The organism is Thalassolituus sp. UBA6592 (genome assembly GCF_002433655.1).
Classification (GTDB): domain Bacteria; phylum Pseudomonadota; class Gammaproteobacteria; order Pseudomonadales; family Oceanobacteraceae; genus Venatoribacter.
On sequence record NZ_DJIO01000115.1, the window covers coordinates 25,075 to 44,479 of the forward strand.

The window sequence follows — 19,405 nt, forward strand, 5'->3', positions numbered from 1 at the left end:
TAGTACAGAAAATTACATAAATGATTATTACATTAGTGTAGTAAATGGCTTAGGTAATAAATAGCGGCGGAAATTAGACAATCCTTTCCAGCGAATGGGACAGTGACGGCAGTGCGGTCAGACAGCAGTCCGGATCAGGACCTTTGCTTATCGTCACCAGCAAAAAGATTTGCTTTTGTCTGCACTGGCCATGAATAAAATGCAGCAACTTTTTTGCTGTGTGCCTGACGTGAAACTGATCTCTTTTGATGCCTGCCGCACGCTCAACTTTGGTAATACTCACTACCTGAAAGCGGAGCAGATGAACAACCATATTCAGCATATTATGGATGCTGACGGGGTTCTTTTTCCGCAGTACTGGCAGGTTAATTCACTGATCTATGGCCTTAAAAAGCGCATTTTCCCCAGTGCGGCCAGCTATCATATTGGCCATGACAAAGTCGAAATGACGCGCTGTTTTACCGCTGTCGCGCCTGCCAATGTGCCCTGGACCATTATCGATGCCAATACGCCCTATGCCGCGGAGCAGGCCTGGGATGCGATGCCTCTTCCGTTTGTTGCCAAGATTCCGAAAAGCAGTATGGGAGAAGGTGTTTTTCTGATCGAAAACCGTCAGGACTGGCGAAAATATCTTGAAAAGACGCCGGTGATCTATGTGCAGGAGTGCCTGCCGATTGACCGGGACCTGCGGATTATCTGGGCCGGAGACTGTATTGTTGGTGGCTATTGGCGTTTGCAGGCAGAGCAGGGTTTCTATAATAACCTGGCCCGTGGTGGCAGCGCAGAAACCGGTATTTTGCCGCCGGAAGCCTGTGCACTGGTAACCAGACTTGCTACAGAACTTGGTATTAACCATGGCGGCTTTGATATCGCGATGGTGGACCGTCATCCTTACGTTTTTGAATTTAACCGCATCTTTGGAAATCAGGGGGTTCCCGGTATTCAACAGAAAGTCGATCAGGCGATTACAGAGTATCTGTTGCGCGAGTGGGGATTCAGCGAACCTGAAAATCCGGATTCACCGGAATCTGCTCCGGTCAGTCCTTTTCCCGGAACGCAGACACCGTTTGCCGTCTGAGCGGATTCAGACGGCGTTTTTGGTATGTATCCAGCGATATTATTGGTCGCTTTTAATCGTACCGGCAAAGGCATTCTGACAAATCTGCATAAAGCCCGCTGCATCCATACTCACCGGATTGGTCTGGTGCTCTGCATCGAGCAGCGCCAGTGCAACAATATCTGACAGGGCACTTTCTTCGATGCCCAGCTCGGCCAGCGTGGCGGGTATCGCCAATTTACTGCGTAATTCCGTAATCCATAGAATCACTGCAGCGCCATCTTTTTCGGCAGATTCAGAAGAGAGGCAATCGTTGTCAGTTTCTCTTCTATGGCCGCACGGTTAAACGCCAGCACATAGGGCAGCAATACGGCATTAGCCAGACCATGGTGAGTATCGAACAGTGCACCGATGGCGTGGGCAAGCGAATGAACCGTTCCCAGACCTTTGGCGCTGAAAGCCACCGCAGCAATACTGGAAGCCGCCATCATTTCACTGCGGGCCTGCAGATCACTGCCATTGTTTACTGATTTTTCCAGCCAGCGTGCACACAGGCGAATCGATTCCAGTGCAATACCATCTGACATTGGATGATAAGACGGGGCACTGTAGGCCTCGATGGCGTGGGTCAGTGCGTCCATCCCGGTCCAGGCGGTAAGGTTCTGTGGCAGGCCTGCCAGCAATTGCGGATCATCAATTACAGCAAACGGAAAATGATCAGGATGATAAGGCACACGTTTGCGGTGCGTGTCGACATCGGTAATCACGCAGGAACTGCCGGACAGTTCTGAGCCTGTTCCTGCTGTGGTAGGAATAATCAGCAGGGGTACAAAAAAATGACTGCCAGTGACCGCAGGCAGATTGTCCGGATCTTCAAAAAAACAGAAATCCCACAGGCTGTGATCATTGTTGGCCGTCAGTGAAACCGCTTTGGCTACATCGATGGCACTGCCGCCGCCGATGGTCACAATGGCATCACAGTTCTGCTGTCTGAACGCGCTGGTACAGTCGCTGACATTGACCGAGGTTGGATTTCCGCGTACTGCGGAGAATACCGAAAAAGTCAGCCCCTGTTGTTGCAGGCTGTCGGTCAGTTCAGCAAAGAAAGGCTGCGCTACGATCCCGGGGTCGGTAACCACCAGAATATTTTGCAGATTCTGTTCAGCGAGTAATTCGGAAGCTTTAAACACGGTGCCAGGGCCAAAATGCACTGGCGGGACATAGCAATTCCAGACCTGCTGATTGGTCGGTTCACTGGCCAGTTCATTGCCTGTTTCGTTGGCCGTGGTATGGACTGATGATGTCATGCTTTGCCTCCTGTGCAGCGCGTAATATGTTTTACTTCGCGGTAAGCGCTCAGACCCCATGGCCCGAGTTCGCGGCCCAGTCCGCTTTTTTTCATACCGCCCCAGCTGGTTTCGGTTAATACGCGCTGATCGGTATTAATCCAGATATGACCGGCTTCAATCTGATCGGCTATGCGTTCACCATGTTCGTCGGTTGCACTGATGATGGTGGCTGCTAACCCATAGTCACAATCGTTGGCGATGGCAATGGCTTCGTCTTCGCTGGTGAACGTGTGAGTACAGAGCACAGGGCCGAAAATTTCTTCTGTCCAAAGACGGCTGTTCAGCGGCACATCGGTATAAATGGTTGGTTCAACCATAAATTGACTGGTGGGGTGTGCAAAGGCTTTACCACCGGTGAGCAGGTTCAGTTTTTCTTCTGCGGCAATATCGAAGTAAGCACACACTTTTTCGTATTGCGCCTGATTGGCCAGCGGCCCCAATACACAGTTGTCATCGGCGGGGTCACCCGGGCGCATATCGGCAAAAGTTTGTCTGAGTCTGCGCAGCAGTTGCGGCGCAATGTTTTGCTGCACTAAAAGACGCGATGTGGCAGAGCACATCTGCCCGTTATTAAACAGAATACCGCCGGTCACCGCAGACACTGCCTGCTCAATATCCGCATCGTCGAACACGATGACTGGCGATTTGCCACCCAGTTCGAGGCTGACATTTTTTATATCATCGGCACAGGCATGGCTGATAAAAGCACCGGTGGTTGTGCTGCCGGTAAAAGAAACCTTACGCACTGACGGATGCTTAATCAGATGGCTGCCGGCTTCTGCTGCACCGTAAATAATATTGACCACGCCTGGCGGAATGTCTGCAGCATCGCAGATGTCGGCCAGAAAGGATTCTGCCAGCGGCGTATATTCCGACGGTTTCAATACCACGGTGCAGCCTGCTGCTAACGCCGGCGCCAGTTTCCAGGAGGTGGTAACCGTAGGGAAATTCCACGGCGTAATCAGTGCAACCACACCGGTTGGCTGATATTGCAGGCGACTGCTGAACGCTTTATCGCTGACGGTGACGCTGAGGTTGTTATTGTCATCCAGCCCATTGGCAATGTCGGCATAATAACGATAACAATCGACAGAATCCTGTACATCAAACCGTGCTTCGCTGATGGGCTTACCACAGCTCTGGCTGATTGCTGTGGCAATCTGCTCCGCGCGCTTTTCAATTTCGTCTGCCATGCGTGTGAGGTACTCACCGCGCTGCCGGGACTCGCTGCGACGCCAATGGACAAATGCTTCAGCGGCACTTTCCACCGCACTGTTAACTTCCTCTGCGCTGGCGTAAGGAAATTCGGCAATGGTTTCGCCGTTATAAGGGTTGAGCGCAGGGTGCAGCTGGGAAGGCTGCGAAGCCTTCCTCCTGCCCTGTATATAATGATTAATCTGAATCATATTTGATTACTTCAATCCTGCAGGGATGTTTCCTGCTTACTGCTGATGCTGTCGGCGATTATTTTGAAAGCAAAATAGCTGACGGCAGAGAAGATAAAGGTTGGCGCGGTAGAGCCGATGGCCAGAGGCTCTACATAGGTAAAGTAAATGGCGAAAACGGCACTCAGCACATAGGCCAGAACCGCTGCCGGATTTACATCAAAACCCTGTTTGCCGGTGAAGTTCACGGAGTCGTCCTGCAGCACGCGACCACGGATGACATAGAAGTCGGTGATGACAATGGCAAATACCGGAATCATCAGCGCGCCGACCAGTAATACCCAGTCAAAGAAGGACGCCATCAGGATATCCTGCATATAGGTTCCGGCGATAATAAGCACGCCCCAGAAGATCACCGCGGTAGAGAAGCGCAGTTTCGGCAGGGCCGCCATGCTGCTCATGGAGATGCTGTAGAGACTCATGATGTTGGTGGTAACCACCGAGAAGAACATCACCAGCGAACCGATGACGACAAATTTCCCTTGCATAATATCGGAAGGGTCGTAAGTCGGAGTATGGCCGCCCAGAATCGCGTAGGCACCAACCAGAATACCCAGTCCCATGGCGATGATGGTTCCCAGCATATAACCGCCAACAATACCCGTCGCACTGATTTTGACTGAGCGGCAGTAACGGTTGTAGTCACATGGCAGGGTGATCCATGAGAACGCCGTGGCCAGTACGATATCAAAGACAATCGCAATGCTGAGGCTCGGAGTATCGGATAATGGCAGATTTTTTAACTCGCCCAGACCATTTTCACTGAGCAGCTTATAGGTGACGGCAAGCGCCATAATCAGCATCAGAGAGGAAGCAATGCCTTCGATTTTCTGAATGCCGGTGTGCCCAAGAATGGTAATCGCCATCACCAGTCCCTGGGTGATAAAAATCGCCAGCAGGATATTGTCGAAACCAAACAGGCTGGTGGTGACTTTGTTCAGTGCCAGAGCCCCAAGATAGCCCTGAATAAGCGACCAGCCGGTGAGAATAACGACGTTCAGTGCGGCAAAAAATTTAGACCCGTGATAGCCATAAGTCGATCGGGCAATCATAAAGGTTGGCAGTCCGGTCCGGGTGCCGATAATGGCGACCGACGCCAGAGCGATACAGCCAAGAACAGATCCTAACAGGACCATAAAAAAGGCAGAGGACGGACTGACGTCAGGAATGAACATCTGTCCGGTCATGATGGTTGGTGTCACCAGTGTTGCTGCCGTCCAAAGAAAAATGGTGCCAATAAGCCCCAGATTTCTGTCTTCCGGTTTGGTCGGCAGAATGGTGTCGTGCCCGCTGTTCAAGTGCATATTCATGTTCCCATATAGTGTAGCTTTAAAAAGAGTTGAGCTATCGTGTTGTGGGATTTTTTAATTATTTAAAAAATTTATTGTTATTTATAGAGCGTACCTGGCAGTACACAGAGCATTTCGTACAGGATATTGGCAGCCAGCAGCGCGGTGTTGCCTGTGCTGTCGTACGGTGGTGAAACTTCCACCAGATCGCCACCAACAATATTCATACCTTTACAGCCGCGCACAATTTCCAGCGCCTGCGGAACCGTCAGACCACCAATTTCCGCAGTGCCGGTACCGGGTGCATAAGCCGGGTCAAGACCATCAATGTCGAAACTGATGTACACCGGGCCATCGCCCATTTTGGCGCGGATATCAGCCATTAATGTCGCCAGTGATTTGTGCCAGCATTGCTCGGCGGTAACGACGGTAAAGCCTTTATCACGGCTCCAGTCATACTCGTCTGAGCTGTAACCTGTGCCACGCAGACCAATCTGGAACACACGGTTGGCATCCAGTGCACCGTCTTCGTATAAGCGGCGGAAGGGAGTGCCATGGGCGATTTTTTCACCAAACATGTCGTCGTTAATATCGGCGTGTGCGTCCACATGGATCAAACCGACCGGACCGTGTTTGCGGGCGATGGCGCGGATAACCGGCAGCGTGATGGTATGGTCACCACCTAAGGTCAGCGGTGCGCAGTCGTGCTGCAGGATTTCATCGTAAGCCTGCTCGATAATGTCGATGCTTTTCTTCAGATCGAAGGTGTTGATGGCGACGTCACCAATATCGGCAACCTGCAGACTTTCAAATGGCGCAGCGCCGGTGGAGACGTTGAATGGTCGCAGCATGCGCGATTCATCACGGATCTGGCGTGGTGCCAGTCGCGCTCCCGGGCGGTTAGACGTACCGATATCCAGGGGAATCCCGACGAAACAGGCATCAAGGCCTTCTGCGGTTTCCTGAGTTGGCAGACGCATCATGGTTGCCGGGCCACCAAAGCGCGGCATGGCGTTGCCACTCAGGGGCTGATTAAAAGGTTTCTTGCTCACGTAGTGCTCCTTAGCTGTACTGGCTGTTCGGCCATAAACGGTTATAGCAACGCCTGTGCCACAGAAATAAATCGTTAAAAATCAACAGTTTACATATTTAATCTGGTATTTCGATTCATTTTTGAATTGATTGCGGGCAGTAAGTGATTTAAATTTGAATCACGATTCATAACTGAATCATGCAAATCAGCGTGTTTATCAGACGGGATGAGAAATCAGGTGGCCTTTCGCAGCAGAATTGATCAACACATGTTTGAGGTGATCCTTGAGCGGTCTTCCGACAACATCGTTATTACCGACGGGCAGGGGTATATCCTCAGTGCCAGCGCTAATTTTTACCGGATTTACGGTATCCCTTTTCAGGAAGTGATTGGTCGGCGGGTCGATGAGCTGGAAAAAGCCGACGTACTGAAACCCTCGGTGACACTGGAAGTGATTGCCCAGCGGCGTGAAGTTCAGGTGATGCAGACCACCACGGCGGGTTTGCATGTGATGGCGATGGGTTTTCCTGTGTTCGATGAAGAGGGTGAGCTGGCCCGGGTGGTCAGTTTTTCCCGCGACCTTACTGACTTCAATCTGTTGCAACAGGAATTCGAGGCGCTGCAGAAAAGCAGGGCTCAGGAACTGGCGTCAGAAACGGAAGAAAACACGCCGCATCTGGTGTATCGCAGTAAAGTTCTCTCCGAAGTTGTGCGACTCATCCGGCGAATTTCCGCTTCCGATCTGTCGGTGCTTTTTCTGGGCGAATCCGGGGTAGGGAAAACCGAGCTTGCCCGTTTTGCCCACGAGCAGAGTCAGCGCCGTGACGGGCCTTTTATTGATATTAACTGCGCGGCCATTCCTGAGAGTATTTTCGAGTCGGAAATCTTCGGTTATGAAGCGGGTGCCTTCAGCGGCGCAGACCGTAAAGGCAAAGAAGGTGTTTTGGAGGCGGCGCGCGGGGGAACCTTGTTCCTCGATGAAGTTGGGGAACTGCCGGCGCAGCTGCAGACCAAGCTGTTAAAAGTTTTGCAGGATGGTGAATACCGTAAGCTTGGCAGCACAAAAACCTATAAAGCCGATTTCCGCCTGATGTGCGCAACCAACCGCGACCTGATGAAAATGGTGGACGACGGACAATTCCGTCTCGATCTGTATTTCCGTATTAATGGCTTCCCGGTTTATGTACCTGCTTTACGTGAGCGGCGCAGTGATATCGTGGTGCTGGTGCACAGCTTTATCAATGAACTGAATCAACAGTACAACGACACCAAATATATTTCTGATGCCGCTTTGTCCGATCTGCAGCACCGCGAATGGCTGGGTAACGTTCGCGAACTTAAAAATACTCTGGAACGCTGGTATGTGATTGCCCCAGGGCAGTGTATTGAAGTCGCCGATACCAGCGAGCGCAGACGCTATTCAGCAACAACTTCTTCAGGCGCTGTTACCGATGCGAAAAGTGCGATAACGGATGAACAGAGCAACGGGATGTTACCGGAGCTGACTCATATGCCGGGCGAGGGGCTGAAGACCCTGCTGGAGCACTATGAAAAACGCATTATTGAAGACGCGCTTTCACAGTGTAAATCGAGTTATGAGCTGGCTGAAAAACTTAAAATCAGCCAGCCCAGTGTGATACGCAGACTGCAGAAATACGGCCTGACTACCAGGGTGTAGTTTTGAGCTGGATCTGACAGACCCAAAGAGAGGGTCTGTCATGACTCTTCTCGTCTTTTCAGCTTTTCAGCTTTTTAGCTTTTTAACAGGGCCAACTGAGCATCCAGTTTATCCAGCTGAGCTGCGACCTGCTCGCTGCTCAGGCTGGCGTCATTGGCCAGCTGCGCCAGGCTCTGGGTGGCATCACCAATAACGGTCAGGTTGCGGGTGATTTCATTGCTGGTGGAACTCTGTTCTTCGGCTGCGGTGGCGACCTGATTAATATGGTCGGCAATATCGCCGATGCCTTCGACCACGGCGTGCAGTGCGCTGTTGGCTTTCTGGGTAGAGTCCATTGCGCCACTGGCACGCTGACCGCCCTGTTCAATAATATTAACCGTGGTATCGACCTCCTGCTGAAGGCTGGAAATCAGCGCATCAATTTCTTCAGTCGAAGCGTGGGTTTTCGATGCCAGAGTCCGTACTTCATCGGCTACGACAGCAAAGCCCCGGCCCTGTTCGCCGGCGCGGGCCGCTTCAATGGCTGCATTCAGTGCCAGCAGATTGGTTTGTTCGGCAACGTTGCGGATGACTTCCAGAATTTTATTAATATCATCAGAACGTGCTGCCACACGACTGATGGAGGCATTGGCGGTCGACATGCTTTCCGTCAGCTCAAGAACCGAATCAGCTGCGAGGGAAAGGATATTCTGTGAATCTTTAATGGTACCGTGAATATCCTTGGCTCTTTCTGCAGCGTTGCTGGCAATCGAAGATACTTCATGAGCGGTGGCGGACATTTCCTGGGTGGCGGTCACTACGTTATCCATTTCCTGCTGTTGCTGGCTGGTATTCTGTTTTGTGGTGCGGCTGATGTTCTGATTTCCTGTGGCCTGCTGACGCACACTGGTACTGACATCTTTAAGCGTGTTCACCATGTCGCGTAATTTCTGCAGGAATTGATTAAAGCCACCGCTCAGTTCGATCAGTTCAGCGTGGGTATTTAACTCAATCGTCTGGGTCAGGTCACCATGACTGCTGGACAGATTCTTCACCTGACGATTAATCGTTGCCAGCGGGCCGGAAACCGAACGGATCAGTCCGCTGATCATTACCAGAGACAGAATAGCCAGGATGAATGCAGCAATTAATTGATTACGGATGACCTGATGCTGACCGTCAGCAATTACTCCGATAAGAGTATCCAATGCTGACATCGCAACGCTGGCCGGCAGTTCAATGATCATGGTCCAGCTGGTGCCGGTGGCGTAAACCGGCAGATCGTAAGTCACAATAATTTTTTCGTCAGTGGCTATGGTGCCGCTGCCTTTACCCTGCAGAGCTTTAATCCTTGCGGCTTCCTGCGGCATGGCTTGTGATAATGGGCGGCCATCCAGCGCTTTATTCCGGCTTGAAGCAACAACCAGCCCTTTGCTGCTGATCAGGGTGACCTGTGCCTGTCCCTGGTAAAGTTTGGCACTCAGCTCTTCAGACAATTGCTGAAAGACGGGCAGGTTAATATCAATACCGGTAACCCCCACGACACGACTGCCATCCATGACCGGAACGGTAAGGCTGGTCATCAATTCTTCCTGGCCTTCCGTCACTTCATATTTATACGGCTCGATAAGGCAGGATTTACCGCTGTCTTTCGGGCACAGATACCACTCAGACGCTCTCTGCCCAAATTCATCAGGTGTTGTATCGTATTTATCGTCAGCGGAATCCTGTTTGTAAGACACCAGATTTCCGTCGGCATTACGAACCCAATAAATATAAATTGAGCCATCCGCTGCGACGGTGTGGTCGGCAGGGCTGCCGACGTAGCTGCGGTCGTAATCATAGCCATTCGGTTCCATGACCGCGTAGATGGCGCTGATAAACGGTGCTGAACGTAACATGGCTTCCATCGCCCGGCTGACTGAGGCCCGGCTCATTTGCTGAGACTGGTTCAGGTTGCTTTCAATCAGTGCCGACGCCAGCGTCGGAATACGGAAAGCGGAATTGATATGCCCTCCGACTTCTGCGCCATAAGCATGGGCGCTGCTGCTGAGGTTCTTCAGTGCGCTGTCGCGCAGATTGCTTTGTACCTGTTCTGAAATCTGGCCGGTCATTCCGGTAATGCCCTGATAGCTCACATAGGTCAGGGTCATGGTCATCAACAATACAATAGCGGCTGTAACGGCAAACAGCTTGGTGCGCAGTGGCAGGGACCGCATCTGCTTCTCCGGGGTGGTTAGTGAATAGTTTTATCAGTATAGAATGCCTGACTGAATTAGCCGGATATTTGCCGGAATTGTTAATTTTTTGTGCGGCTGGGAACAAATACGCTGCTTCGGGATTGAGGGGCGAAAGCAAAAGGCAGAGGAAAGGTCGGAGTAAAAAGCAGAAAGAAAACCCACAAACTGAACGCTGATGTTCAGTTTGTGTGTCGGGTGTTGATTTGGATTTCAGATGCTGAGTGTGTTTTCAGTTGGCAGCAGGAAGGCTGTATCTAACGCGCTTCAGCGTTCTTTAAATTCAGCGTCCTTTGAATTCAGCGTCCTTTGAATTCAGCCGGCCGGCGCTCAAGGAAAGAGCGTACGCCTTCCATGGCATCATCGCTGCTCATCACCGCTGGCATATCGTCGAAGACATGTTGCAGTGCCTGGGTATCACCAAGCAGACGGGCGGTTTTTGAGGACTTAAGCGCAGAGCGTACCCCCAGTGGTGCTGCGGCAGCAACCTTCATGGCCAGTTCACGTGCCCGCGACTGTACATCTTCTGCGGCACACAGCTCTGTAATCATGCCCCAGTCATGAGCCTGCTGACCGGTGAATTCGTCACCGGTTAACAGATAACGTTGTGCCCTGGCCCAGCCGATTTCTTCCGGCAAACGTACGGTACCACCACCACAGGGGTAGATGCCGCGCTTAACTTCCAGTTGGGCAAAGCGGGCTTCGGCGGTTGCTACGCGGATGTCGGTGTTTAGTAATAATTCCAGTCCGGATGTATAACAGATGCCCTGTACCGCCATCACCAGAGGCTTACTTAATTTTTCGCCATTAATACCGTAGGGGTCGATATGATCTTGTGGTAATTCCGGGACTGTTCCTTTAGCAAAAATCGGTGCCCACTTCTCCAGTTCCAGCCCGGCGGTAAAGTGCGGACCATTGGCCTGAATAATGCCAACGCGGAGATCATCTTCTGTGTGCAGGCGATACAGTGCCTGAGCCAGTAAATAAAAACTCTCGGGGTCTAGGGCGTTCATTTTTTCCGGACGATTAAAGGTAATAGTCAGGATATGATCGCTGGCTTCGATTAAAACTTTGTCTGAAATGTTTTCGCTCATAATTGATGACCTCAAAACCAGTCGTTGTGCATATCAGCACAGGTTGCATCAAAGGATTGCAGAATATTGGCCTGAGCCGGAATCTCTGCCAGTTCCCAGCGCACAAAATATTGCGCAGCCTGCAGTTTACCCTGCATAAAATGTTGATCTTCCAGTACTGAAGAGTCTGCAAATGCGTCGATGGCTTTATCTGCCATTTCCAGCCACAGCCAGCCAATTACGGTTTTACCCATCATATCGAGATACACCGCAGAGTTTGCCAGTGCTTCGCTGACTTTGCCGTTCTGCAGCGCGCCGCCAAGCAGCAGGGTGGTTTCCTGCACGGTTTTTAAATGTCCCTGATACAGGCTTACCAGAGTCCCGAGCTGTTCTTTTTTGCTGGCCGATGCCAGGGTGGCGTGAATGCGGGTCATTAATAATTTCAGACCTTTGCCATTGTGCTGCCACAGTTTGCGACCCAGCAGATCCAGTGACTGAATGCCATGGGTTCCTTCATGAATCGGATTTAAGCGGTTGTCGCGGTAGCATTGTTCTACCGGATATTCGCGGGTGTAACCGGCGCCGCCCAAAACCTGAATGGCCAGGTCGTTGGCGCGCGGTCCGTACCAGGATGGAAAGGATTTCACTACGGGGGTAAGCAGGTCGAGCAGAATACCGCTGTCTGCACTGTTTTCTGCGTCGTCACCAGCTTCCTGTTCATCCACTAAACGTGAGGCCAGCAGGCATAATGCCAGTGATCCTTCGACATAGGATTTCTGCGCCAGCAGCATACGTTTAACGTCGGTGTGTTCAATAATATTCAGCGGCTTGCTGAGCAGCGGGTCCCGCTCTACCGGAGAACGCCCCTGTGGACGGTTACGGGCGTAATCCAGTGATTCCAGATACCCGCGGTAACCAATCATTGCAGCACCCAGACCAACGCCGATACGGGCTTCGTTCATCATTTTAAACATGTATTTCAGGCCGCTGCCTTCTTCGCCGATCAGGTAGCCAACACAACTGTCTTTTTCGCCGAAGCTCAACACGGTGGATGTGGTGCCACGGTAACCCATTTTATGCAGCAGGCCGGCAAGCTGCACATCGTTACGGTCCTGCAGGGTGCCGTCTGCCGCGGTGAGAAACTTAGGCACGATAAAGAGCGAAATACCTTTAACGCCTTTGGCGGCGCCTTCCACCCGCGCCAGCACCAGGTGCACGATATTTTCGGTGATGTCCTGATCTCCGCCGGAGATATACATTTTCTGGCCTTTAATGCGATAGGTGCCGTCATCAGCAGGAATCGCTTTGGTGGTCAGATCGCCCAGTGAGGAGCCTACATCCGGTTCGGTCAGGGCCATGGTGCCGGAGAAGCGGCCGCTGAACATTGGCGGTACAAAGGTATTTTTCTGCTCTTCACTGCCGAAGGCATGAATCACATTGGCCGCCGCGCTGGTTAAAAATGGATAGCCAGCCGTGGACGGGTTGGCCGACATAAAAAAAGCATTGGCGGCGGTGTTGATCAGTGCTGGCAATTGCATGCCGCCATCGTCATAACTGTGGCGGGCTGACAGCAGACCGGAGTTGGCGAAATGCTGCCAGGCGTCTTTCACCTCGGGAATGGTTGCCACACTATGGCCATCAAATTGCGGCTCATGCTCATCCGCCTTGGCATTGTGCGGCTCAAAATAGTCGGCGGCAATGCGCCCGCAGGTCTTCAGCAATTCATCAAAGGTGGTGCGGTCGTGGTCCTGATAGCGGCTCAGACGGGTCAGTTGTTCAGCATCGAAAACCTGATAAAGCAGGAACTCGAGATCTTTATTATTCATCAGATGGGCCACAGATTTTCTCCGGTTTGGCATTTTTAACAAGTATCAGGCTTGAGTTGTCATTCGTTAATTGTCAATATAGCCACAACTAAAGCTGAATGTGACACCCTGATTGCCTGCGGGCAGCCGGGGTACAGAGAATAAAAACGCACAGAGCGGGGTAGTAGCAGTGGCTGAGATGCTGAACGTTGTTATCGTGGGTTATGACAAAGCCCTTTCGTCAGCAATGACGGGGGTTGTGGACCTGTTTGGTCTGGCCGGGGTTACCTGGAACCGGATTCAGGGACAGGAGCCGGAACGTCTGTTTAACGTGCGTATTGCCAGCCCGGATGCTGGCCCGGTACGTTGTATCAACGGCGTGCAACTGATGGCTCATATGAGTTACGACCAGGTCGATGACGTCGACGCCATTGTTATCCCGACCATCGGTGGTCCGGTGGACGATGTTCTTGGTAAGACCCCGGAGCTGAGCGATCTGTTGCGCAAAGCCAATGACAAAGGCTGGACCATTGCCGGCAACTGCACTGGTAATTTTCTGCTGGCAGAAGCGGGTATTCTCGACGGTAAGCAGGCGACCACGCACTGGGGATTCAAAGACGCCTTTGAGCAGCGCTACCCGCAGGTTGATCTGAAAGCGGATCAGCTGATTACCCGCCACGATAATATTTATTGCGCAGGGGGCGGACTGGCCTGGTTCGATCTGGGCCTGCATATGATTGAACGCAGTTTTGGTTTTGAGGCCGCGATTCAGACGGCAAAGGCCTTTGTTATTGATTACCGTCGTGACAGTCAGCTTTCATACTCGCTGATGCGATTGTCCAAACCCCATAAAGACGTTCTGGTAAAACAGGTGCAGGTCTGGCTGGAAGAACACTATCCACAAAGCTTTACCGTGGATGAACTGGCTGACCGCTTCAGCGTTTCCAAACGGACCCTGATCCGCCGCTTTAACTCGGCGCTGGATATGCCGCCAAATTCGTATGTGCAGTCTATCCGTATCGAAGCTGCGCAAAAGTTACTGGAAGAAACCGAACGCACCGTCGACGTGGTGATGAATGATGTCGGCTATGAAGATGCCAGCTCGTTCCGCCGCCTGTTCCGCAAAAAAACCGGTTTAACGCCAACCGAATATCGCCGTCGTTTCAGCCGTCGTTTCTGACGGCTATCGTTATCAGGATGAGGTGGTAGATAAATAAATAGAGAGAGGGCGGATAGGGTAGAGAGGACAGAGTCCGGTTAGCATGCAGATTACTGTTCTGATCCGTCAGGCATGAAGAAATAAACCGGGAGTATTTTCCCGGAGGTCTGTGCCTCTGGTTTCTGGTTATTTGGGGCACCCGATCAACTTCATCAAAGCCATTTCTGTGGTCAGCTTTTGCAGGAAATCGTCTGAAGTTTGTCCTCAGTGGCACGACAGAATTTCTGACTGTTTTGCTGGGAGAAATAAACTGTTTTATTTGATGCGTATTTCTTCACATTCTATTGGGATTTTTACGGTATTTAACGTTTAAAAACCCGCATTCTTACTCTATTTTCAATTTAGTCAGTAAGTGACAAAGTTTGTCAGGCGACGCTCTGGTTACTTTTAGATACAATCGCGCCCGTGAATTATTCGGGTATTTGTATGCGTTTTCGGTTATATCTGGCTGTATTTTTCTTATTTTTTTCTGTGGCATGCAATGCCTATGGCCGTGCCTGGCAATACAGAACCATTGTGCAGATTTCTAATGGCGCTGGTCGTGATCTTTCCAATCAGCCGGTAGTATTGAATCTTAATGCTCAGAGTTTATCTGCAGATTATAACTGGAGTGCTGCTGGGGATGATTTGCGTATTACACTGGATGATGAAAATGAGTCATCAGCTATTTCTTTCGAGATACGTGACTGGAACGCGACTGCCCGTACGGCAACGATCGTTCTTTTAGTGCCTAACTTTCCCCCGATTGGTTCGGGCAGTAATCATAATTTATACCTTTTTTACGATAATAACGGAGCTAGCTCTGTTAGTCAGGATGTAACACCTGCGCGGGCTGCCGGGCTTTTATATCAAACTCGCTACAATTCTCCTGCAAACAATCCTGGCAGTCGAGAAGAAGCTGAAGGTTCATTCAATGCAGCACCAGCCAGTCAACAGGGATATGGTGAAGCAACGCTTCAGGAATTTACTGGCGTTCGTAATAGTGATGTTATTCCTGGTGGCACTAATGGCGACTATATTATGCGGGTTTCTGCGTATTTTAGTGTTGCTAATACAGGACAGTATCAGTTTCGGGCTGGTGTCGATTTTGGGTTTGGCGCCAGTCTTTATCTCAATGATGGCTCACAAATATCAGTTGATAGGTGGAATCAGACTAATCCAGATCTCTGGTGGAATAATAACTGGAATAACGATGCTGGTGTGTTGACGACTGATACAGGTTGGCGGTTTCGTAGTGGGAACAACTATCTGATAACGTTAATCGGTGCTGAAAATTACTCTGGCTCAGCCAGCTCTTTGCAATATCGAAGAAGGTTTAACGGAAGCAATAATTGGTCAAATTGGCGTGCTTTTTCGACAGATAACCCAGATGGAATTGTTATTACTTCTGATGCGCCTGTCTCTTATCCAGAGCTTTCGGTCAGCTCGTTCAATTCAACGCTTAACCTTACGCAGGGCGTTGACTTAACGATTATATCAACACCAATGCCTGACTATTGGTTTACTAATAAAGGACAAGAAGTCACTTTTACTGTGCGTAATAACGGTACGGATGCAGTTTCTGCAGGCGTAACGGTCAGGCTGGATAATTCAAGTAACCTTGACATTACCTCTGTATTTTTAGGTGCTGGATGGACTTGTGGCAGTGGTCAGTGTCAATACACGGGAGCGACGGTTGTTGGTGGTGATGATTTTCCACCGATCAGGCTGTCTTTTACCGGTATGGCTACCGGCACCGGTACTTACAACGGAAGCGTTGAGCACCCTGACGACGTAGATCCCAGTAATAATGGCATTACAGGTTCTGCACAGGTCGTGGATTTGATTCGGGCGGTAACGCCTGAGTGTGCGGTACCGGGACCTGGGTTATTGGCCACGTTTTACGATGTCGAAGCAGACTGGGAAAGGGGTAATTTTGTTCGAAGCCATGCGGATTTTGACAGCATTATTTCTCTCGTAGTTACGCCGGATGCTACGCCGCTTTCCTCACAGATACTTGGCACTGTAAATGGCAGTGGCGTTCCGGGAAGTAATCAAGGCGATTATTATCTTGGGATATTTACTGGTTATATCAGGATTCCTTCCGATGGTTATTGGTCTTTAGGTGTTATCGGTGATGACTCGGTCGAGGTGTTGATTAATGATGTGGTCTATAGCCATTTCTACCAGGGGGTAGATAATTGGAATAATGGTGCAATTGTGGGGCGCACCACTCTCTTTCTGGAAGCCGGCTACCATCGCCTGGAGTATCGGGTGCATGAAAACGACGGGGATGATACCTATCAGTTTTATATGCGCGAAGGTCAGAGTACCAATAATCTGACCATTGTGAGTCCGGATATTCTTTTTCAGTGTTACGCTGCCTACGACCTGCGATTGACCTCTTCACTTCAGGTTGAAAGTGACCCTGTTAACAATACGAATTCTCCGAAGGCCATCCCGGGTGCTATGGTGCGTGTAACCGGGGTAGCCTCCAATCGTGGCACACTAAGACCGGGTCAGGATTCAATCGCTGTTACTCAGACGATACCGGCTGATGCTGACCTGTTTCTGAATGGCGGTGCTCCGGTCAGTTTTGATGCTTCGGATAGTGGTCTGAATCTGAATTCAATTTCGTATTCCTCGGATGGTACAAACTTCAATGTGCCTGCCGGTAACGGCGACTACAATGAAAACATCCGTTATTTCCGCCTGAATTTAAACGGCACTATGGCGCCGGCGAATGGCAGTAATTATCCGCAGTTTACGTATGAATACCGTATACGGTTAAAGTGATTAACGCCTGAACAGTAGCCTGCTGCAGAAACATTGATCGGCAGTATCACTTTTCTGCCCAGCAAGGGTATTGAAACGCCTTGTCGCTGAGGGGCAGTTATTGACACTATTTGGCAGGAGACGGTGAGTTCCGTTTTTGGATACAATTCCGCTATAAGAATATAGTCAGGGTTGTTATCGATGCTTTACCGTTTAGTGCTGTTAGTCCTGTTATTTCCACTGCCAGCGCTGGGCTACTGGAATGGTGACTGGAGTTTTCGTACAGAGTCGACACTGACTTCTGATCAGGCGCGCAGTGATTACCGGGTGACGCTGGACATTACTGCAGCCGATCTGCATCCGGATTACAGCTGGAGCAGCAACGGTAATGATCTGCGGGTTATCGCGGCAGACGATTCGACGCAGCTGAGTTATTACATCGTCAGCTGGGATGCCGCAAATCAGCAGGCTACCGTGGTGGTTAACTTTCCTTCGCTGGCCGCCGGGACCAATACCTTCTATCTCTACTATGGCAATACCACTGCCACTTCAGCATCCAGTGCCACGTCGGCTCTGGTGCCCGGTTTATCTTATACCAGCCGTCAAAGCACGCTGAATCCGGGCAACTGGAATCAGGCGTATGCTGAGCTGAATAATGCGCTGTCGAGCGGTTATGGTTCCACTATCATTACCAATTTCAATGGTATCGAGAACAGTGACTTAGCAGGCGGCTCCAATACAAATTTTGTGGCTTATATAGCTGCCCGTTTTACCGTAACCGGCAACGGCCAGATCCGCTTCCGTTTTGGCAGTGATTTTGGTCGTGGTGGCGAGCTACGCGTGGATGGCCAAACCCTTGAGGCGCAATGGAGCGATGACCTGTGGTGGAATGGCAGTTGGTCAAATGGTGGCGATGTTCTGCAGGGCTCAATTAATTTATCGGCCGGTGAGCACTACCTTGAAATCCTGGGCTCAGAAGGTGGTAATGACGGCGGTATGGCACTGCAGGTCTGTACGGCCAATAATTGTGGTACGAACAGCAGTAACTGGCGCTACTTCTCTACTGCGAACTTTTCCAGCATCCGCGCCATTCCGCCGTCTAACGATTCAACCTTAACGATTGAGTATCGGCAGGGCTACGACTTTGCATTAACTGCGACGCTGCCTGCCCGTTGGACCGACAGTGTAGGTGCTCCGGCGGAAATAGTGCTGAATGCAGCCAATGCTGGCAGCGGAGCAATAACCGGCACCACACATATCATTGTCAGCAGCAATGAACCAACTCTGACCTACGTATTCCGCAGTGGTAATGGCTGGACCTGTCCTGTCAGCTGGACCGGCTCCGGCGACTGTACCTATTCCGGTAGTGCTGTGGCCAGTGGTTCTTCTTTCCCGCCTCTTTACATCGATGCCTATGTGAATTCGGCAAGCCTGCCAGCCCAGGCGGCGTACGATTTCTATGTGGTGAATTATCCGCTGGAATCCTCAGAAACGCGTGTCAGCAATAACCGTGTGAGCGGTACGCTGCCGGTGGTGCATGTACTTGAGGCGTCGGGCACGGATTGCAGTGCGCCGGGCGGCGGGCTTTGGGCGAAATATTATACGGTGCCGAATAATTCCGGATTTGCCAATAACCGTGCCGGTTTTCAGAGCCTTATCGATACTTACGCCAGTGGTACACCAACGCGTCAGGAAGTGTTATCCGATATTAATTACTACTACGGCGGCACGGATCTGACGTATTTTCTGTCAGTGATCGAAGGCTATATCTATGTGCCGGTCAGTGGTAGCTACGCATTCAGCCCGGATGGGGATGACGATGTGGAATTCTGGATCGACGATACTTATGTGGCCGGTATTTATGGTAACCACGGTGCGGCGGAAGGTGCAGGCTATGCCCAGGGATCAGTCTACCTCGAAGCTGGCTATCACAGAATTGAATTCCGCCATCTGCAGCAGCAGTATCAGTTCAGCTGGTATCTGTACTGGAACAACGGATCAGGTTGGCAATTAGTGCCGCCGAATTCTGTGCGTCAGTGCTACATGGTGTACAACCTGACGCTGACATCCTCTGTACAGGTTGAAAGTGATCCGGTGAACGGCACGGATTCCCCAAAAGCGATACCTGGGGCAACCGCGGCTATTACTGTGATCGCCGCCAATGAAGGCGATCTGCAGCCTGATGCAGACTCCATCAGTATTCTGCAGGCGATTCCGGACGATGGTGATTTCTATTACAACGCCGGCAACGGTATTACGGTAACTGATGGCAGTGGTGCATTGGCCAGTGGTTTGACCCTATCGACGGTGCAGTATCTGGATGCCAGTCAGCAGGTTATTTCTCCGTCGGCAGATGCAAAAGGCTATGATGCCAGCGTGCGCTATTTCAGGCTGAATTTTAATGGCCAGATGAATTCACCCACCGGCAGTAGTTACCCGCAGATCGATTATGAGTTCCGTATCCGGCTTAAATAGTCACGTATATCG

At 50.9% G+C, this 19,405-nt stretch carries 13 protein-coding genes; 5 read left to right on the forward strand and 8 right to left on the reverse strand.

Going from position 1 to position 19,405, the window contains the following annotated elements:
- Nucleotides 1–220 precede the first annotated feature (220 nt).
- Nucleotides 221–1,078 (forward strand): hypothetical protein, encoded by an 858-nt coding sequence (locus B2Z72_RS10980; RefSeq protein ID WP_349676755.1) that lies wholly within the window; start codon nucleotides 221–223, stop codon nucleotides 1,076–1,078.
- Nucleotides 1,079–1,117: 39 nt separating this feature from the next.
- On the opposite strand, the gene B2Z72_RS19320 is transcribed toward B2Z72_RS10980, so the two are convergent.
- The 5 genes from B2Z72_RS19320 to speB all read right to left on the reverse strand — a co-directional run bounded on the left by B2Z72_RS19320 (nucleotide 1,118) and on the right by speB (nucleotide 6,150).
- Nucleotides 1,118–1,327 carry a hypothetical protein gene (locus B2Z72_RS19320; protein ID WP_422664286.1) on the reverse strand — a complete coding sequence of 70 codons (210 nt, stop codon included), beginning with the start codon at nucleotides 1,325–1,327 and terminating at the stop codon, nucleotides 1,118–1,120.
- On the reverse strand, nucleotides 1,324–2,364 hold the full coding sequence (locus tag B2Z72_RS10985) for an iron-containing alcohol dehydrogenase (protein WP_422664287.1): 1,041 nt from the start codon (nucleotides 2,362–2,364) through the stop codon (nucleotides 1,324–1,326). Before B2Z72_RS10985 ends, B2Z72_RS19320 begins: the two co-directional genes overlap by 4 nt.
- Entirely contained in the window at nucleotides 2,361–3,812 is a 1,452-nt protein-coding gene (locus tag B2Z72_RS10990) for an aldehyde dehydrogenase family protein (RefSeq protein WP_296985014.1), read from the reverse strand. The genes B2Z72_RS10985 and B2Z72_RS10990 overlap by 4 nt, the downstream gene beginning before the upstream one ends.
- Nucleotides 3,813–3,823: 11 nt before the next feature.
- Complete coding sequence (locus tag B2Z72_RS10995) at nucleotides 3,824–5,155, reverse strand: purine-cytosine permease family protein (RefSeq protein ID WP_296985016.1); 1,332 nt, start codon at nucleotides 5,153–5,155, stop codon at nucleotides 3,824–3,826.
- 83 nt (nucleotides 5,156–5,238) lie between these two features.
- The gene (speB, locus tag B2Z72_RS11000) at nucleotides 5,239–6,150 is read right to left on the reverse strand and encodes an agmatinase (protein WP_296985112.1); all 912 of its coding nucleotides are present in this window, start codon (nucleotides 6,148–6,150) and stop codon (nucleotides 5,239–5,241) included.
- A 291-nt stretch (nucleotides 6,151–6,441) separates the two neighbouring features.
- Here speB and B2Z72_RS11005 point away from each other — a divergent pair, with 291 nt between their 5' ends.
- Complete coding sequence (locus B2Z72_RS11005; RefSeq protein ID WP_296985018.1) at nucleotides 6,442–7,851, forward strand: sigma-54 interaction domain-containing protein; 1,410 nt, start codon at nucleotides 6,442–6,444, stop codon at nucleotides 7,849–7,851.
- A gap of 74 nt (nucleotides 7,852–7,925) precedes the next feature.
- Here the strand turns inward: B2Z72_RS11005 and B2Z72_RS11010 are convergent, their stop codons facing one another.
- From B2Z72_RS11010 to B2Z72_RS11020, 3 genes are all read right to left on the reverse strand, one after another.
- Nucleotides 7,926–10,049 carry a methyl-accepting chemotaxis protein gene (locus B2Z72_RS11010; RefSeq protein ID WP_296985021.1) on the reverse strand — a complete coding sequence of 708 codons (2,124 nt, stop codon included), beginning with the start codon at nucleotides 10,047–10,049 and terminating at the stop codon, nucleotides 7,926–7,928.
- 317 nt (nucleotides 10,050–10,366) lie between these two features.
- Nucleotides 10,367–11,161, reverse strand: coding sequence for a crotonase/enoyl-CoA hydratase family protein (locus tag B2Z72_RS11015; RefSeq protein ID WP_296985023.1), 795 nt, complete (start codon nucleotides 11,159–11,161; stop codon nucleotides 10,367–10,369).
- Between the two features lie 11 nt (nucleotides 11,162–11,172).
- Nucleotides 11,173–12,978, reverse strand: a complete 1,806-nt coding sequence (locus tag B2Z72_RS11020; protein ID WP_296985028.1) for an acyl-CoA dehydrogenase — start codon at nucleotides 12,976–12,978, stop codon at nucleotides 11,173–11,175.
- 166 nt (nucleotides 12,979–13,144) lie between these two features.
- Here B2Z72_RS11020 and B2Z72_RS11025 point away from each other — a divergent pair, with 166 nt between their 5' ends.
- From B2Z72_RS11025 to B2Z72_RS11035, 3 genes are all read left to right on the forward strand, one after another.
- On the forward strand, nucleotides 13,145–14,125 hold the full coding sequence (locus tag B2Z72_RS11025) for a GlxA family transcriptional regulator (protein WP_296985114.1): 981 nt from the start codon (nucleotides 13,145–13,147) through the stop codon (nucleotides 14,123–14,125).
- 465 nt (nucleotides 14,126–14,590) lie between these two features.
- A complete protein-coding gene (locus tag B2Z72_RS11030) occupies nucleotides 14,591–16,939 on the forward strand; it encodes a hypothetical protein (RefSeq protein WP_296985030.1) in 2,349 nt (782 codons plus the stop codon).
- Between the two features lie 180 nt (nucleotides 16,940–17,119).
- Nucleotides 17,120–19,393: a CCXG family PEP-CTERM protein gene (locus B2Z72_RS11035; RefSeq protein ID WP_296985032.1), complete on the forward strand. Its 2,274-nt coding sequence runs from the start codon at nucleotides 17,120–17,122 to the stop codon at nucleotides 19,391–19,393.
- Nucleotides 19,394–19,405 lie beyond the last annotated feature (12 nt).

Coding starts and splice junctions, on each gene's coding strand:
- B2Z72_RS10985 (WP_422664287.1), bottom strand. CDS start 2,364: ATGACATCATCAGTCCATACCACGGCCAACGAAACAGGCAATGAACTG.
- B2Z72_RS10990 (WP_296985014.1), bottom strand. CDS start 3,812: ATGATTCAGATTAATCATTATATACAGGGCAGGAGGAAGGCTTCGCAG.
- B2Z72_RS10995 (WP_296985016.1), bottom strand. CDS start 5,155: ATGCACTTGAACAGCGGGCACGACACCATTCTGCCGACCAAACCGGAA.
- speB (WP_296985112.1), bottom strand. CDS start 6,150: ATGCCGCGCTTTGGTGGCCCGGCAACCATGATGCGTCTGCCAACTCAG.
- B2Z72_RS11005 (WP_296985018.1), top strand. CDS start 6,442: ATGTTTGAGGTGATCCTTGAGCGGTCTTCCGACAACATCGTTATTACC.
- B2Z72_RS11010 (WP_296985021.1), bottom strand. CDS start 10,049: ATGCGGTCCCTGCCACTGCGCACCAAGCTGTTTGCCGTTACAGCCGCT.
- B2Z72_RS11015 (WP_296985023.1), bottom strand. CDS start 11,161: ATGAGCGAAAACATTTCAGACAAAGTTTTAATCGAAGCCAGCGATCAT.
- B2Z72_RS11025 (WP_296985114.1), top strand. CDS start 13,145: ATGCTGAACGTTGTTATCGTGGGTTATGACAAAGCCCTTTCGTCAGCA.
- B2Z72_RS11030 (WP_296985030.1), top strand. CDS start 14,591: ATGCGTTTTCGGTTATATCTGGCTGTATTTTTCTTATTTTTTTCTGTG.
- B2Z72_RS11035 (WP_296985032.1), top strand. CDS start 17,120: ATGCTTTACCGTTTAGTGCTGTTAGTCCTGTTATTTCCACTGCCAGCG.